Here is a 13,040-nt window from a genome sequence, read left to right on the forward strand (position 1 = left end):
CCCACAACCGCTACCTGCCGAGCGTGCGCACCGCCCGCCGTCACCCCGGCGGCGCGGTGAAGTAGTAGCCCGCGTCGATCAGCACCGGCAGGTACGCCTTCAACGCGGCGACCGTCTGCGAACGGTCGCCGCCGCCGTCGTGGTTGAGCACGATCGCCCCCGGCCGCACGTCCTTGAGGATGCGGTCGGTGATCACCGACGTGCCGGGCCGGGCCCAGTCCCGGGGGTCCACCGACCAGGCCATGTTCCGCATCCCGAGGTCCGCGGCCACCGTGAGCGACGCCGTGGACCAGTCCCCGCCGGGTGCGCGGAACCAGGTCGGCAACTTCCCGGTGGTCCGGTTGAGCAGGTCCGAGGTCCGCGTCAGCTCGTCGCGCACCTGGGTCTCCGAGAGCCGTCGCAGGTCGGGGTGGGTCCAGGTGTGGTTGGCGATGTGGTGCCCCCGGGCGGCGATCTCCTTGACCAGGCCGGCGTGGTCGACGGCGTTCTCGCCGATCAGGAAGAAGGTGGCGCGGATGCCGTACTGCTCCAGCAGGGCCAGTACGGTCGGGGTGTACCGCGGGTCCGGACCGTCGTCGATGGTGAGCGCCACCACGCGCCGCGCGGCGTCCAGTTCGTACACCGGCCTGCTCTCGGCCGCCGTGAGCTTCCGCGGCGCGGCCACCGGCGAGCCGGAGGCGACGCCCGCGGCCGCGCCGGGCGCCGCCGGGGGCGTCGAGGAAGGCCCGGACGAAGGGGTGGCGGAAGGAACGCCGGAGGGCGACGGCGGCGCGGAGCCCGACGCGGAGGCGGACGGCGCCACGGCGCCCGGCGTCCCGGACGCCCCGCCGGCCGCCTCGGCACCCGATCCGCCACCGCCCTCGTCGGCTCCCTGGGAGCCCCGGCAACCGGCGACCCCGAGCAGTGACATTCCGGCTGCAACCAGCAGCAATCTACGCGAAGTAATCTGACGATCAGACAGCATGATCGATGCATCCCCCGCGGGCCCGCGCGCCTCCCACCAGCAACCCCGACGGCCCCCAGCACCACCCCGACGGCCCAAGCGGACCGTTCACCCCGGACGGCACACCCATGGCCCCATGCGGACCGCTACGCTGACCTCTCCAGTGTGATGATCTGTCTTCAGAGGACGTGGCCATGACGACAAGTCAGGACTTCTCCGACCAGCCCGAGAGCGACGAGGTCGAGCCGAGCCAGTGGGAGCGCTTCGGCGTCGACACCAGCGCCCCGCACTCCGCCCGCGTGTACGACTACTGGCTGGGCGGGAAGACCAACTTCCCGCCGGACCGCGCCATGGGCCAGGCCATCGAGGAGGCGGTGCCGAGCGTCAAGGCGATGGCCAAGGAGAACCGGGCGTTCCAGGGCCGCGCCGTCCGCTTCCTGGCCGAGCAGCAGGGCATCCGCCAGTTCCTCGACCTCGGCACCGGCATCCCCACGTCGCCCAACACCCACGAGATCGCCGAGGCGGTCAGCCCGGGCACCCGCGTGGTCTACGTCGACAACGACCCGATCGTGCTGGCCCACGCGCGGGCGCTGATGGTCTCCACCCCGGCCAGCCGCACCACCTACATCCACGCCGACCTGGGCAAGCCCGCCGAGCTGCTGAGCGACCCGTCACTCACCTCCACGCTGGACCTCGACCAGCCGGTCGGCCTGCTGATGATCGCCGTGCTGATGCTGGTCGCCGACGAGGACGACCCGTGGGCCAAGGTCGCCGCGCTGCGCGACGCGCTGCCCTCCGGCAGCTGCCTCGCCCTCACCCACCCGACCCAGGACTTCGACCCGGAGAGCGTCGCCAAGGTCGCCGAGGCCGCCCGGGCCGGCGGGATGACGCTGGTCCCGCGCACCCACGACGAGGTGGCCCGGTTCTTCGACGGCTGGGAGCTGATCGAGCCCGGTGTCGCCCCCGTCATGGCCTGGCGCCCCGACGGCGAGCCGCCGGCCGACCCGCACGCCGCGTACTACTGGGGCGGTGTCGCCATCAAGCGGTAGGCGTCGCCATCAAGCGGTGACGGGCACCGCCGGGGGCCGGGGAATCCCCAGCCCCCGCCCCGGCGCGTCTCCCCCGGGCGGCACGCGCCCCGCGGCTACTTCAGCAGCCGCGACATCCGGCGGTCCGCGAGCGGCTTGCCGCCGGTCTGGCAGGTGGGGCAGTACTGGAGCGAGGAGTCGGCGAACGACACCTCGCGCACGGTGTCCCCGCAGACCGGGCACGGCAGCCCGGCGCGGCCGTGGACCCGCAGGCCGAGCTTCTTCTCCGCCTTCAGCTCCCCCGCCGCCAGCCCGCGCGAGCGCTCCACCGCGTCCCGCAGGGTGGCGCCGAGTGCTTCGTGGAGCCGGGCCGTCTCGTCCTCGGTCAGGCTCGACGCCGGCTTGTAGGGCGACATCCGGGCGGCGTGCAGCACCTCGTCCGAGTAGGCGTTGCCGACGCCGGCCAGCACGGCCTGGTCCCGCAGCACGCCCTTCAGCCGGCGCCGCTCCCCGTGCAGCAGGGCGGCGAACGCGTCCAGGGTGAACGACGGGTCCAGCGGGTCCGGGCCGAGCCGGGCGACGCCGGGGACCTCGGCCGCGTCCTGCACCACGTACACCGCCAGGCCCTTCTTCGTGCCCGCCTCCGTCAGGTCGAAGCCGTCCCCGGCCTCGCCCTCCAGGCGCACCCGCAGGGCGAGGGGGTTCCGGCCGCCCGGGCGCGGGGGCTCGGCGGGCAGGCTCTCCTTCCAGCGCAGCCAGCCGGCCCGGGCCAGGTGGACGACGAGGTGGAGGCCGCCGGCCTCGATGTCGAGGAACTTGCCGTGCCGGGTGACCGGGCCGACCGTCCGGCCCTCCAGCGCCGTCACCGGCGGGTCGTAGGTCTTCAGCGCGCTGATCGCCACCGGCTGCACCCGGGCGATCACCCGCCCGGTCAGCCGCTCGGACAGGAAGGCGCTGAGGGCCTCGACCTCGGGCAGCTCCGGCATGCGCCCAGTCTCGCGCAGCCCGCCGCGCTTTGCCTGTCCGCCACCGGCGGGCGCACGCTGGAGGTGCCCGGCGCACGCGTGCCCGGCGCGACGGCGCCCCGTGCGGAGCTGCGCGGCGCCCGCCGGAACGACCGGGTCCCAGCAACCGGGTCCGGGTGACCGGGCCCAGGAGGTCCGACCCGCCATGAGCACGCTCGAAGAACAGATCGACATCGACGCCCCGGTGCTGGCGGCCTGGGAACAGCTTCACCGGGTCCACGACTACCCGCGCTTCCTCGGCGGCGTGCGCAGCGCCCATCCGCACGGCCGCAACCTCGCGCACCTCGGGGTGGAGATCGCCGGCACCGAGCGCGGCGTCGAGACCGAGATCACCGACCACGGCCGCGGCCGGGTGATGGCCTGGCGGACGCTGGACGGCCTGGACCTGCACGGCGCCTTCGCCCTGCTCCCGCTCGACCGCCAGCACACCCGGGTGCAGATCCGCGTCGAGTACGACCCGGAGGCGGTGCACGAGGTGTTCGGAGGGCCGCGCGGCTTCGCCCTGGCCGGGGCGGTCGAGCGCGCGGTCCGGGCCGACCTGGAGCTCTTCCGGCAGCTGGTCGAGGCCCGGGTCGCCGCCGCCCAGGGCCCGCCCACCGAACCCGTAAAGGACGCATAAGCCCAGCTCAGAGGCGGTGGTGAGGCTCCCCACAACGGACCTTCGGCCCGGTCGTCCACCGTTCGACCTGTGGCAGACTCGATTCCCATGAACAACGGCCCGGGCTTCAGGACGCTCCGCGCGGCGGTCTTCGCCGCGCTGGTCGTGCTGCTCGCCGGGCTCGGCCAGGTGCTGGTCACCGGCCGTCCGCTGCCACTCGGCACGCTGGCCCTGGCCGGTGGCGCCGTCTTCGCGGTGGCCTTCGCCCTCGCGGGCTCCGAACGCGGCTACCCGGCGATCGCGGCGGTCTTCCTGCCGCTGGAACTGGGCCTGAGCGCCCTGTTCGACCTCGCCCAGACGACCTGTCCCACGCTGCCGCCCGGCTCCGCCCGCGGCTTCGAGCCGCTGCTCTGCGGTGGCGGCTCGCTCGGCGGGTTCCTGCTGGGCCACGGAGTGGCCGAGTCCACCGGCATGCTGCTGCTCCTCGCGCTGCACACCGCGATCGCGCTGGCCGCCGCCTTCTGGCTGCGCCGCGCCGACTCCGCGCTGACCGGCCTCGCCCGCTCGGTGCACACCCTCGGCGAGTTCACCCGGCGGTTCCTCCCGACGGCCGGCCGCTGGCTGCTGCTGCTCGCCGCGCCCGTCCCGGCCCGCCCGTTGGCCCGGGCGCCCTTCCCGCGCGCCAGCCGGGTCCGCGTCCCGGCCGAGCCCGTCCTGCTCGGCCCGGCGGTCCGCCGCGGGCCGCCGGTGCCTGCTCCGGCCTGCTGAGGAACCGTTCCGTTCGGCTTCTCCGCCGGTCGCCGCGCCGCGCGCGTTCGCGCCTGCCCTGCTCCCCGACGCGGAGCACCGGACCGAGAGCACTGGACGACACCCCGCCATGAGCAAGAAGCCCCAGACCCCCCGCACCACCTCCGAGGCCACCGCCTCCGGGAGCCCGACTGCCGCGAGCCCCGCCGCCTCCGGGAAGCAGACCCGCAACGCCGCCCGCCGCGCCGCCACCGAGCGGATGCGCGAGGAGCGCGAGCGCGCCGAGCGGTCGGCGAGGATCCGCCGCCGGACGATCGTCGGCGCGGCCTCCGCGGCCGTGCTCGCCCTCGCCGCCGGTGCGGCCCTCGCCGTCGGCGGCTCCTCCGGTTCCGGGGACGCGGCCGCCAACGGCCCGCTGGTCACCCCCGCCAACGCGGGCGGCGCCGACGGCACCGTGATCACCTACGGCAAGGCCGACGCCCCGCACGCCCTGGAGATCTACGAGGACTTCCGCTGCCCGTACTGCGAGCAGCTGGAGACCACCAACGGCAAGACCATCCAGCAGCTCGCCGACGCCGGCACCTACAAGATCGAGTACCACCTGGCGACCTTCCTGGACCAGGGCCTCGGCGGCAAGGGCTCGCGCACCGCGCTGGCCGCCGCCGGCGCGGCGCTGAACGAGGGCGTCGACAAGTTCAAGCAGTTCCACGACGTGCTGTACGCCAACCAGCCGGACGAGCGCAACGACGGGTTCGCCGACGTCAACCGCCTGCTCGACCTGGCCGGGCAGGTCCCGGGCCTGAAGACGGACGCCTTCGTCAAGGCCGTCCAGGACGGCACCTACGCGCCGTGGGCCAACCAGGTGAACAAGGCCTTCGACAAGAGCGGCGTCACCGGCACCCCGACGGTGCGGCTGGACGGCCAGAAGCTGGACGTGTTCACCAACGGCGCGGCCGTCACGCCGGAGAAGTTCACCGCCATGGTCAAGCAGGTGACCGGGTGACCTCCCGCGCGCCCGCGCGCACCTACGGCGCCGGCCGGCCGTTCGCCCTCCTGCTGCTGATCGGCGGCGCGGTCGGGCTGTTCGCCTCGGCCGTCCTCACCCTGGACAAGATCCGGCTGCTGAAGGACCCGTCGTACGTCCCGAACTGCAACATCAACCCGATCATCAGCTGCGGCTCGATCATGCGCAGCGACCAGGCCGAGGCCTTCGGCTTCCCCAACTCGCTGCTGGGACTGGTCGGCTTCGGCGTCGTCGTCACCATCGGCGCCGGGCTTCTGGCCGGGGCGGCGTACCGGCGCTGGTTCTGGCTCGGCCTCCAGGCCGGGACGGTCTTCGGCATCGGCTTCGTGACCTGGCTGATGTACCAGGCGCTGTACCGGATCGGCGCGCTCTGCCCGTACTGCATGGTGGTGTGGGCGGCGATGATCACGCTGTTCTGGTACACCACGCTGCACAACCTGCGCTCCGGCGTGATCCCGGTGGGGCGCCGGCTGCGTCCGGCCGTCCGGGAGGCCGCGCGCTACCACTGGGTGGTGCCGGCGCTCTGGTACGCGGTGATCGTCCTGCTGATCCTCAACCGGTTCTGGTACTACTGGAGCACTCTGGTCTGAGTTCCCCGCCGCCCCCGGGCCCGCACCGGCCCGGGGGCGGCGACGACCCCGGCGAGGCCGCCATGCGCAAAGTCGTCCTCTTCATGTCGATCTCCCTCGACGGCTACATCGAGGGCCCCGGCCACGACATCGGCTGGCACCGCGTCGACGACGAACTGCACCGCCACCTCAACCGCGAGCTCGCCCCGATGGGCGGTTTCGTCAGCGGCCGGGTCACCCACGAGCTGATGGCGGGCTTCTGGCCGACCGCCGACCGTGACCCGGCCTGCAGCGCGCCGACGGCCGAGTTCGCCCGGATCTGGCGGGAGATGCCGAAGACCGTCTTCTCCCGCACCCTCGGCCACGCCGACTGGAACGCCACCGTCGTCCGCGAGGTCACCCCCGCCACCGTCGGCGCCCTCACCGCGGCACCCGGCGGCGACCTCGCGCTCAGCGGCGCCAACCTCGCCGCGTCGTTCCTGCGCCACGACCTGATCGACGAGTACCACCTCTACGTCCACCCCGTGCGGCTCGGCCGCGGCACCCCGCTCTTCCCCGTCACCGCCGGCAGCGACGACCTCACCCTCCTGGAGACCCGCCGTTTCCCGAACGGGGTGGTCCTCCTGCGCCACGCCCGGGAGGCCGCCGGGCGTAGGGGCGCCGGTCAGGCGGCGCCGGGCTCGAACTCGTAGGCGGCCACCTCGGCCAGCAGGGCCGCCCGGCGCTCCTCGTCCAGGAAGGACGCCCGGAAGGAGTTGGCGGCGAGCAGGCGCAGCTCCTCGCGGTCGAGCTTCAGGGCCTCCTCCACCGCGCGGAAGTTGTCGTCGGCGTAGCCGCCGAAGTAGGCCGGGTCGTCGGAGTTGACGGTGACCAGGAGGCCCGCGGCGAGCATGGCGGGGAGGGGGTGCTCGGCGAGGGTGTCGACGCAGCGGAGGCGGACGTTGGAGAGCGGGCAGAGGGTGAGCGGGACCTGCTCGCGGACCAGGCGGTCGACCAGGTCCGGGTCCTCCAGGCAGCGCAGGCCGTGGTCGATCCGCTCCACCCCGAGGACGTCGAGCGCCTCGGTGATGTAGCCGGCCGGGCCCTCCTCGCCGGCGTGGGCGACGCGGTGCAGGCCGGCGTCGGCCGCGAGCCGGTAGACCTCGCGGAACTTGGCCGGCGGGTGGCCGACCTCGGCCGAGTCGAGTCCGACGCCGGTGATCCGGGTGCCGAACCACGGCCGGGCGGCCTCGAAGGTCTCCAGCGCGGAGTCGGCGGACTCGTCGCGCAGGAAGCACATGATCAGCCGGGTGGAGACGCCGTACCGCTCCTCGCTGTGGTCCAGCGCGCGGCCGAGGCCCTCCACCACGACGCCCAGCGGCACGCCGCGGGCGGTGTGCGCCTGCGGGTCGAAGAAGATCTCGGCGTGCCGCACGCCCTGCTCCGCGGCCCGGGCCAGGTAGGCGTCGGCGAGGTCGGTGAAGTCCTGCTCGGTGCGCAGCACGGCCATCAGCGCGTAGTACAGGTCCAGGAAGGACTGCAGGTCGCTGAAGGAGTACGCGCGGCTCAGCTCCTCGGTGTCGGCGTACGGGAGGGTGACGCCGTTGCGCGCGGCGAGCGCGAAGGCGAGGTCGGGCTCCAGGGTGCCTTCGATGTGCAGGTGGAGTTCGGCCTTGGGGAGCGGCATGGGCGATCGTTCCGAGCTGTGGGAGGGAGAACCGACGGTGGACGAAGTAGTCATCGTACGATCCGCCCGGCGTCGGCCGGCCCGGAGGGCAAGTCCCGCTCCGTGCGCATCGGCGACGCCAGCAGCAGGGCGCCGCACGCCACCAGCAGGCCGGTCATGACCCACATCGTGGCCCTGAGCCCGAGCACCGCGCCGAGGCCGCCGCCGGCGACGGCGCCCAGCGGGATGGTGGCCTAGTTGGCGAACATCGAGGTCGCCACCACCCGGCCGAGCAGGGCCGGCGGGGCGTACGTCTGCCGGAAGCTGCCGAGCACGACGTTGCAGAGGACCGCCCCGGCAACCATGACGACCGACCCGACCACGTAGAGGGCGACCCGGGCACCGGGCCCGGCCGCCGGCAGCAGCAGGCCAAAGGGGGTGGCGACCAGCAGGGAGATTTGGCATTGCCCTCGATCAGGTCGTCCCGGTCGACGAGTTCCGGCAGGTACGCCTGGTAGGCCGCGCCGAAGAGGACGGCCGCGGTCCCGGTGAGCAGGGCGGTCAGCACCAGCTGGGCCATCGTCAGCACGCCGAGCCGGCCGGCCGCGGGCACGCTCGCGAACAGTGCCGCCGACGCGAGGTTGCAGCCGATCATCACGGACCGCCGGGGCAGCCGGCCGACCCAGACGCCGGCTGGCAGGCCGAACAGCAACCAGGGGAGCCAGACGGCGCCGCTCAGCAGTCCCACGGCCAACGGTCCGGCGTCGAGGGAGACCACGGCGACCAGCGGCAACGCCACCGAGGTGATGCTGCTGCCGAGCCGGCTGACGCTCTCGCCGGCCCAGAGCAGCCGGAAGTCGCGCCGGGCCAGCAGGCCCCACCGCGAGCGGCGCGGCGCGGCGGCCGGGGTGCCGGCCGGGGCGGGGGGCCGTCCTCACGGCCGGGCCGGGACGCTGTGGGCGAAGGCGAAGACGGACTCCCGCTCCCGCCCGTCCTCGGGCACCGACCGGGCGGCCCACCGTTCCAGGACCGCCACCAGGTCGGCCGCGAGCTCCCGGGCCTCCTCGGGGGTGAGCCGGAGCCAGGTCTCGGTGGCCACGGCGCAGCCCTCGTGCCACTGCGGGTCGTACTCCGACCGCACAGCCGGCCAAGCGCGCACCAGGCCGGCCTGGCGCTCCAGCTGAAGCGAGCCCGCGGCCTCGGCGACCGCCTCCGCGACCGGGTCGTTCTCGAAGTCGGCCCGCACCCAGCGCAGGTTCCCGGGGGTCAGGCGCCACCACCGCTCACGCCGGTCCCGGGCCAGCTCGGGCGCCTCCTCGATCAGGTCGGCGCCTGCCAGCACCTTGAGGTGGTGGCTGACGTTGCCGACGGCCTGGCCGGTGCGCTCGGCCAGCAGGCCGACGGTGGCGGCGCCGTCGGCCTTCAGCACGTCCAGCAGGCGGCGCCGGACCGGGTGGGTGAGGGCGGCCAGGACGCGGGAGTCGGAGATCTGGCGGACGTCGCTCCGCGCGGCGGCCGGGGCTTCTGATTCGTCGGTCATGCCGAGAGCATATAGACAAGAGTCCTTGTACGATAATAGTTGTACGAGAACTCTTGTCCATCTGCGAGCCGGTCCGCGCGGGTGTACCGGTGCCGGTCCCGGGGCACCGGGTAGTCGGGGGGCTTCCCGCCGAGGAGGTAGTGGACATGCGGCACCCCGAAGCTCCGCACACCAGGCCCGAGGGCATCTCCCCGCACGCCCTGGGCAACGACACGCTGCTGCACGAGCTGGAGCAGCTGCACCGCACCCGGCACGAGACCTTTCTCTACGGGTCGGAGGAGGCGCTGAAACGCCACACCCTGCGGACCGGGCAGCTGGAGGCGGAGTACCTGCACCGCTTCCCCGGCCGGCAGGTCACCGCCGCCCGCACCCGGGCCGGCGCACGGGCCCGGGAGGCGGCGGCCCGGGTGGAGTCGCTGCCGGAGTGACGGCGGGCGCCGCGCCGCCCGGCGGGACACGCCGGGCGGCGATGGCGTGCCCCGGGCCGGGGCGTCGGCGAGGGTGGAGGCAGACCCGGCACGACAACCCCGCGGACACCTGGGAGCCCACCCATGCCCATCGCAAGCGTCAACCCCGCGACCGGCGAGACCCTGGAGACCTTCGAACCGCTGGACACCGCCGGCCTCGAACAGCGGCTGGCCCGCGCCGAGGAGGCGTTCCGCACCTACCGCACCACCTCCTTCGCGCACCGCGCCGAACTGCTGCGCCGCGCCGCCGACCTGCTGGACGAGGACCGGGAGTCCGTCGCCCGCACGATGACCGAGGAGATGGGCAAGCCGCTGACCGCCGCCCGCGCCGAGGCCGCCAAGTGCGCGAAGGCCATGCGCTGGTACGCCGAGAACGCCGAGGCGCTGCTCGCCGACGAGCACCCCGACCCGGCCGACGTCGCCGACTCCGGCGCCGCCCGCGCCTACGTCCGCTACCGCCCGATCGGGGCGGTGCTCGCCGTGATGCCGTGGAACTTCCCGTTCTGGCAGGTGGTGCGGTTCGCGGCACCGGCCCTGATGGCGGGCAACGTGGGCCTGCTCAAGCACGCCTCGAACGTGCCGCGGACGGCGGTGGCGCTGGAGGAGCTGTTCCGCCGGGCCGGCTTCCCCGAGGGCTGCTTCCAGACCCTGCTGATCGGCTCCGGCGCGGTCGAGGGCGTGATCCGCGACCGCCGGGTGGCCGCGGTGACGCTGACCGGCAGCGAGCCGGCCGGCCGGGCGGTCGCCGCCACCGCCGCCGACGAGGTGAAGAAGGCCGTGCTGGAGCTGGGCGGCAGCGACCCGTTCGTCGTCCTCCCCAGCGCCGACCTGGACGCCGCCGTCAGCACCGCCGTCCGGGCCCGGGCCCAGAACAACGGCCAGTCCTGCATCGCCGCCAAGCGCTTCATCGTGCACGCGGACGTGTACGAGCCGTTCACCGCCGCCTTCACCGCGGCGATGCGGGCCCTGGCCGTCGGCGACCCGATGGACGAGGCGACCGAGGTCGGCCCGCTGGCCAGCCCGCAGGGGCGGACCGACCTGGAGGAGCTGGTCGAGGACGCGCGGGCGCACGGCGCCCGGGTGGAGTGCGGCGGCCGGCGCCCCGAGGGCCTGGACGCCGGCTGGTTCTACGAGCCGACCGTGCTGACCGGCATCACCCCGGCGATGCGGATCCACCTGGAGGAGACCTTCGGGCCGGTCGCCACCGTCTACCGGGCCGCCGACGTGGACGAGGCGGTGGCGCTCGCCAACGACACGCCGTTCGGGCTCAGCTCCAACGTCTGGACCAACGACCCGGCGGAGCAGGAGCGCTTCGTCCGCGACATCCAGGCCGGCGGGGTGTTCTTCAACGGCATGACGGCCTCGCACCCGGCGCTGCCGTTCGGCGGGGTCAAGCGCTCGGGCTTCGGGCGGGAGCTGTCGGGCCACGGGATCCGGGAGTTCTGCAACGTGACCACGGTCTGGGTCGCGTAACGGCGGTACCCCCGCGGACGCGGTACCGGTGCCCGCTCCCCGCGGTGCCCGTCCGGCCGGGAGCCGGGCGGGCACCGGAGGAGTCAGCCGGCCGTCCGGTGCCTTCCCGGTCCGGGCGTCATCCAGCGCGCGATCATGCCGACGAGGGCGATCACGGTCACCCCCCAGACGATGCTGAAGAGGACCAGCCATCGCCACGAGGTCTGGGACCCGATCGCTCCCAGGCCGAACGAGAGCGCGACCAGGAGGACCACGGCGGTCGGGGTGAGGCTGAGCAGGGCGTGCCAGGCGCGGTGCGCCCAGCCCGGGTTCTGGGGCGCGTCGGGACCGTTGTCGAGGTCCTTGTAGGTCAGCAGGTCCATCTGGGTTCGCCTCCGGACGTCGGGGGGACTGCCGGTACGCAGCTCACGAGGCCTTGCGGGGAGCTGCGGACTTCCTGGTGGTGGCCTTCTTCGCGGTGGTCGTGTCCGTGGCCGCCGTGTTCGCGGCGGTCTTCTTCGCGGCCGTGGTCTTCGCGCTGTTCTTCTGCGCCGTGGTGGTCTTCGTGGCCGCCGCCTTCCCGGTGCCGGCCGTGCTCCTCCCGGCCGGCTTCGCGGCGGCGGCGCGCTTGCGGGGCGCCGGCTTCTCCCCCGGCTCCTCCGCCGCCCCCGGCTCCGCGGAGCCGGGGGCGGCGGACCCGGCGTGGCCGCGCCGGTGCCCGCCCTTGGCCTCCTTGAGGCTGCTGCGCAGCGCCTCCATCAGGTCGATGACGTTGTCCGGGGCCTCGCCCGACTCCTCCTCGTGCGGCACCTCGACGCCCTGCAACCGCGCCTCGATGACCTGCTGCAGCGCCTGCTGGTAGTCGTCGTGGAGCTGGGAGAGGTCGAAGTCCTCGGAGAGGGTGTCCATCAGCGAGCGCGCCATCTTCAGCTCCTGCGGCCGCGCGGTCACCTCCTCCTCGGGTGCGATCCCGGCCGCCGGCCGCACCTCGTCGGGCCAGATGCAGGTCTGCAGCACCAGGGTCCCGTCGTGGACCCGCAGCACCGCCGGGGACTCCCTGCTGCGCAGCGCGATCTTGGTGACGGCGATCCGGCCGGAGTCGGTGAGCGCGTCGCGCAGCAGCGCGTACGGCTTGGCCGCGGCCTTGTCGGCCACGCCGACGTAGTACGCCTTGGAGAACATCAGCGGGTCGATCTCGCCGGCGTCCACGAAGGCCAGCACGTCGATGATCTTCTTGCTGGGCAGCGGCAGGTCGGCGAGGTCCTCGTCGCTCAGCGTGACGGTGCGGCCGTCGGGGGACTCGTAGCCCTTGGCGATCTCCGCGTACGGGACCTCCTTCTCCTCCTGCTCGCAGTAGCGCTTCGTCCGCACCCGTCCGCCGTCCTTGGCGTGCACCTGGTGCAGCGGGACGTCGTGCTCCTGGGTGGCGGAGTACAGGTGCACGGGGATGCTGACCAGCCCGAAGCTGATCGTCCCCTTCCAGGTGGTCTGCATGGGGTCGCCCCTTCCCGGAGTTCCCCCTACCGGAGATTTCCCACTCTGCCCGGATTCACCCCGATCGGCCACACGATCCCGCGCCCGCCCCGCCCCGCCCCGGCGGGTCAGGCAGGGCGGGGCGGCCGGCGCGACAATGGGCGAGCGGAGCAGCGGGCCGGCGGAGCAATCGGCGGGCGGAGCAATCGGCGGGCGGAGCGAGGAGGTGCCATGCCGACGACTCGGGTGCCCCCGCCCCCGGACCGGACCACCTACGCCGTGACCTACGCCGTGGCCGGGGAGCCCGGGGTGCGGCGGGCGGAGGTGACCGTGGTGCCCGGGTACTCGCAGGAGAGCGACATCCCGCGCCTGCTGGCCGCCCGCCTCACCGGCCGGCCGGCGGACGCCCGGCGGATCGTCCTGCTGGCGCTGCGGGAGACCGGAACCGCCGCGCGCCGTCCGCGCCGCCGAACGGGGCACCGGGGCGTGTCCCCGGCCTGATCGGCGCCGCCCGCTCCTTAGCATCGGG

15 protein-coding genes and 1 pseudogene are annotated in these 13,040 nt (G+C 74.1%); 9 read left to right on the forward strand and 7 right to left on the reverse strand.

The window, feature by feature from the left end; all coding sequences use genetic code 11:
• Window positions 1–40: 40 nt before the first annotated feature.
• Complete coding sequence (locus C2142_RS32495) at window positions 41–910, reverse strand: polysaccharide deacetylase family protein (protein ID WP_148646388.1); 870 nt, start codon at window positions 908–910, stop codon at window positions 41–43.
• A 227-nt stretch (window positions 911–1,137) separates the two neighbouring features.
• Here C2142_RS32495 and C2142_RS32500 point away from each other — a divergent pair, with 227 nt between their 5' ends.
• Window positions 1,138–1,992: an SAM-dependent methyltransferase gene (locus C2142_RS32500; protein ID WP_148646389.1), complete on the forward strand. Its 855-nt coding sequence runs from the start codon at window positions 1,138–1,140 to the stop codon at window positions 1,990–1,992.
• 95 nt (window positions 1,993–2,087) lie between these two features.
• Here C2142_RS32500 and C2142_RS32505 read toward each other — a convergent pair whose 3' ends face one another.
• Complete coding sequence (locus C2142_RS32505) at window positions 2,088–2,957, reverse strand: DNA-formamidopyrimidine glycosylase family protein (RefSeq protein ID WP_148646390.1); 870 nt, start codon at window positions 2,955–2,957, stop codon at window positions 2,088–2,090.
• A 184-nt stretch (window positions 2,958–3,141) separates the two neighbouring features.
• Between C2142_RS32505 and C2142_RS32510 the strand changes: the two genes are divergently transcribed.
• The 5 genes from C2142_RS32510 (at window position 3,142) to C2142_RS32530 (ending at window position 6,626) form a co-directional block, all read left to right on the forward strand.
• Entirely contained in the window at window positions 3,142–3,615 is a 474-nt protein-coding gene (locus C2142_RS32510) for an SRPBCC family protein (RefSeq protein WP_148646391.1), read from the forward strand.
• 87 nt (window positions 3,616–3,702) lie between these two features.
• On the forward strand, window positions 3,703–4,362 hold the full coding sequence (locus tag C2142_RS32515; protein WP_148646392.1) for a hypothetical protein: 660 nt from the start codon (window positions 3,703–3,705) through the stop codon (window positions 4,360–4,362).
• A 109-nt stretch (window positions 4,363–4,471) separates the two neighbouring features.
• A complete protein-coding gene (locus C2142_RS32520) occupies window positions 4,472–5,344 on the forward strand; it encodes a thioredoxin domain-containing protein (RefSeq protein WP_148646393.1) in 873 nt (290 codons plus the stop codon).
• Complete coding sequence (locus tag C2142_RS32525; protein WP_148646394.1) at window positions 5,341–5,955, forward strand: vitamin K epoxide reductase family protein; 615 nt, start codon at window positions 5,341–5,343, stop codon at window positions 5,953–5,955. The genes C2142_RS32520 and C2142_RS32525 overlap by 4 nt, the downstream gene beginning before the upstream one ends.
• A 62-nt stretch (window positions 5,956–6,017) precedes the next feature.
• The gene (locus C2142_RS32530; protein WP_148646395.1) at window positions 6,018–6,626 is read left to right on the forward strand and encodes a dihydrofolate reductase family protein; all 609 of its coding nucleotides are present in this window, start codon (window positions 6,018–6,020) and stop codon (window positions 6,624–6,626) included.
• Here C2142_RS32530 and C2142_RS32535 read toward each other — a convergent pair.
• The 3 genes and pseudogenes from C2142_RS32535 to C2142_RS32545 all read right to left on the reverse strand — a co-directional run bounded on the left by C2142_RS32535 (window position 6,599) and on the right by C2142_RS32545 (window position 9,119).
• On the reverse strand, window positions 6,599–7,600 hold the full coding sequence (locus C2142_RS32535; protein WP_148646396.1) for an adenosine deaminase: 1,002 nt from the start codon (window positions 7,598–7,600) through the stop codon (window positions 6,599–6,601). The genes C2142_RS32530 and C2142_RS32535 overlap by 28 nt on opposite strands.
• Before the next feature lie 514 nt (window positions 7,601–8,114).
• A pseudogene (locus C2142_RS42055) lies at window positions 8,115–8,453 on the reverse strand (MFS transporter); the annotation flags it as partial.
• A gap of 60 nt (window positions 8,454–8,513) precedes the next feature.
• Window positions 8,514–9,119 (reverse strand): metalloregulator ArsR/SmtB family transcription factor, encoded by a 606-nt coding sequence (locus C2142_RS32545; protein ID WP_148646397.1) that lies wholly within the window; start codon window positions 9,117–9,119, stop codon window positions 8,514–8,516.
• Between the two features lie 146 nt (window positions 9,120–9,265).
• Here C2142_RS32545 and C2142_RS32550 point away from each other — a divergent pair, with 146 nt between their 5' ends.
• Together C2142_RS32550 and C2142_RS32555 are read left to right on the forward strand one after the other, a co-directional pair.
• The gene (locus C2142_RS32550; RefSeq protein ID WP_241002909.1) at window positions 9,266–9,547 is read left to right on the forward strand and encodes a DUF6158 family protein; all 282 of its coding nucleotides are present in this window, start codon (window positions 9,266–9,268) and stop codon (window positions 9,545–9,547) included.
• A gap of 123 nt (window positions 9,548–9,670) precedes the next feature.
• A complete protein-coding gene (locus C2142_RS32555) occupies window positions 9,671–11,059 on the forward strand; it encodes an NADP-dependent succinic semialdehyde dehydrogenase (RefSeq protein ID WP_148646398.1) in 1,389 nt (462 codons plus the stop codon).
• Between the two features lie 83 nt (window positions 11,060–11,142).
• Here C2142_RS32555 and C2142_RS32560 read toward each other — a convergent pair whose 3' ends face one another.
• Both C2142_RS32560 and C2142_RS32565 read right to left on the reverse strand, forming a co-directional pair.
• Window positions 11,143–11,421, reverse strand: a complete 279-nt coding sequence (locus C2142_RS32560; protein ID WP_148646399.1) for a hypothetical protein — start codon at window positions 11,419–11,421, stop codon at window positions 11,143–11,145.
• Window positions 11,422–11,464: 43 nt separating this feature from the next.
• Window positions 11,465–12,532 (reverse strand): Ku protein, encoded by a 1,068-nt coding sequence (locus tag C2142_RS32565; RefSeq protein WP_148646400.1) that lies wholly within the window; start codon window positions 12,530–12,532, stop codon window positions 11,465–11,467.
• A gap of 210 nt (window positions 12,533–12,742) precedes the next feature.
• Here C2142_RS32565 and C2142_RS32570 point away from each other — a divergent pair, with 210 nt between their 5' ends.
• Window positions 12,743–13,012, forward strand: a complete 270-nt coding sequence (locus tag C2142_RS32570) for a hypothetical protein (RefSeq protein WP_148646401.1) — start codon at window positions 12,743–12,745, stop codon at window positions 13,010–13,012.
• The last annotated feature ends 28 nt before the right edge of the window (window positions 13,013–13,040 follow it).

The organism is Streptomyces sp. CB01881 (assembly GCF_002953255.1).
Lineage (GTDB): Bacteria > Actinomycetota > Actinomycetes > Streptomycetales > Streptomycetaceae > Kitasatospora.

Excerpts from the sequence above, each read along its gene's own strand:
- C2142_RS32505 (WP_148646390.1), bottom strand. The coding sequence starts at position 2,957 with ATGCCGGAGCTGCCCGAGGTCGAGGCCCTCAGCGCCTTCCTGTCCGAG.
- C2142_RS32500 (WP_148646389.1), top strand. The coding sequence starts at position 1,138 with ATGACGACAAGTCAGGACTTCTCCGACCAGCCCGAGAGCGACGAGGTC.
- C2142_RS32530 (WP_148646395.1), top strand. The coding sequence starts at position 6,018 with ATGCGCAAAGTCGTCCTCTTCATGTCGATCTCCCTCGACGGCTACATC.
- C2142_RS32550 (WP_241002909.1), top strand. The coding sequence starts at position 9,266 with ATGCGGCACCCCGAAGCTCCGCACACCAGGCCCGAGGGCATCTCCCCG.
- C2142_RS32515 (WP_148646392.1), top strand. The coding sequence starts at position 3,703 with ATGAACAACGGCCCGGGCTTCAGGACGCTCCGCGCGGCGGTCTTCGCC.
- C2142_RS32535 (WP_148646396.1), bottom strand. The coding sequence starts at position 7,600 with ATGCCGCTCCCCAAGGCCGAACTCCACCTGCACATCGAAGGCACCCTG.
- C2142_RS32510 (WP_148646391.1), top strand. The coding sequence starts at position 3,142 with ATGAGCACGCTCGAAGAACAGATCGACATCGACGCCCCGGTGCTGGCG.
- C2142_RS32545 (WP_148646397.1), bottom strand. The coding sequence starts at position 9,119 with ATGACCGACGAATCAGAAGCCCCGGCCGCCGCGCGGAGCGACGTCCGC.
- C2142_RS32560 (WP_148646399.1), bottom strand. The coding sequence starts at position 11,421 with ATGGACCTGCTGACCTACAAGGACCTCGACAACGGTCCCGACGCGCCC.
- C2142_RS32565 (WP_148646400.1), bottom strand. The coding sequence starts at position 12,532 with ATGCAGACCACCTGGAAGGGGACGATCAGCTTCGGGCTGGTCAGCATC.
- C2142_RS32495 (WP_148646388.1), bottom strand. The coding sequence starts at position 910 with ATGTCACTGCTCGGGGTCGCCGGTTGCCGGGGCTCCCAGGGAGCCGAC.
- C2142_RS32555 (WP_148646398.1), top strand. The coding sequence starts at position 9,671 with ATGCCCATCGCAAGCGTCAACCCCGCGACCGGCGAGACCCTGGAGACC.
- C2142_RS32570 (WP_148646401.1), top strand. The coding sequence starts at position 12,743 with ATGCCGACGACTCGGGTGCCCCCGCCCCCGGACCGGACCACCTACGCC.
- C2142_RS32520 (WP_148646393.1), top strand. The coding sequence starts at position 4,472 with ATGAGCAAGAAGCCCCAGACCCCCCGCACCACCTCCGAGGCCACCGCC.